Below are 870 nucleotides of genomic sequence, written 5' to 3'. Positions count from 1 at the left end.
ACGATATGGCACCGTGGGGACACATGTATGTCAATCCTGGTCTAACAGAGCCTAAAAAAATAGCCGGGGGACTCCCCCGGCACTTGGAGGTAGCTCAATGGGCCACCAACAACCTTATAGCATGTGCTGGCGGTGAGTGCAAAGGGGGGCGAGCCGGTACATTGCGTCGCGGCTTATGCGCAGCATCGCGCACGCCTCGTCGGCGCCGAATATCGCGTTGGTCGATGCGATGAGCCTCACCTGGCTCCTGCTAATGCTCTTGGTCATGGTCGTCCTCGAGCTCCTCTCGTCTCGAGGCTCCCTCGCGTGCCCGGCCGCGGGCGGCTCCCGGGGCGGTCGCCGCCGTCATTTGCGACGTGCTTGAGGCGGAGGCATCCGATCAGGTCGGCCTTGCGTCCTGGGTCGCCAACATCCGTGTAGCGGCGGACGAGATGGCGACTCGCGTCGCCGACATGCTCATGCACATGGGCGGCGACTAGCCAGGGCGATCCCTGCAACGGGCATTATTATCCGGGAAGCGTTTGGTTGCGAGCCACGCCGGTGTGAGGGTCTGAGTCGTCAGGCCCCGCACAGGGGGACCGCGATGGTGGCCACCGCGCCGCCCGAGGGGCTGTTGGCGAGCGAGACGGAGCCCCCGTGGGCGCTCGCGGCCTCGGAGGCGGCGTGGAGGCCGAGCCCGTAGTGGCGGCCTCCGTCGCGCGAGGAGCGGGATGAGTCGTCTGTGAAGAGGCGCTCGCAGCCGCGTTCGAGGGCGGCAGGAGAGAAGCCCGGTCCGTCGTCAGCGACCTCGATGACGAGGTGCCCGCCCGCGACGTCGCAGGAGACCGCCACGCGCGAGCGCGCGTGCTCGGCGGCGTTGGCCACGAGGTT

The 870-nt window shown here is 67.6% G+C and carries 1 protein-coding gene; it reads right to left on the bottom strand.

What is annotated here, in order from left to right:
- Positions 1-558: 558 nt before the first annotated feature.
- On the bottom strand, positions 559-870 hold a 312-nt coding region (locus tag DXC52_RS09885), incomplete at its 5' end, for an ATP-binding protein (RefSeq protein ID WP_199409519.1).

It is taken from the genome of Collinsella sp. TF05-9AC (assembly GCF_003438495.1).
Classification (GTDB): Bacteria; Actinomycetota; Coriobacteriia; order Coriobacteriales; family Coriobacteriaceae; genus Collinsella.
Note: the sequence above shows the minus strand (reverse complement) of the source record. Positions and strands in the feature narration are given on the sequence as shown.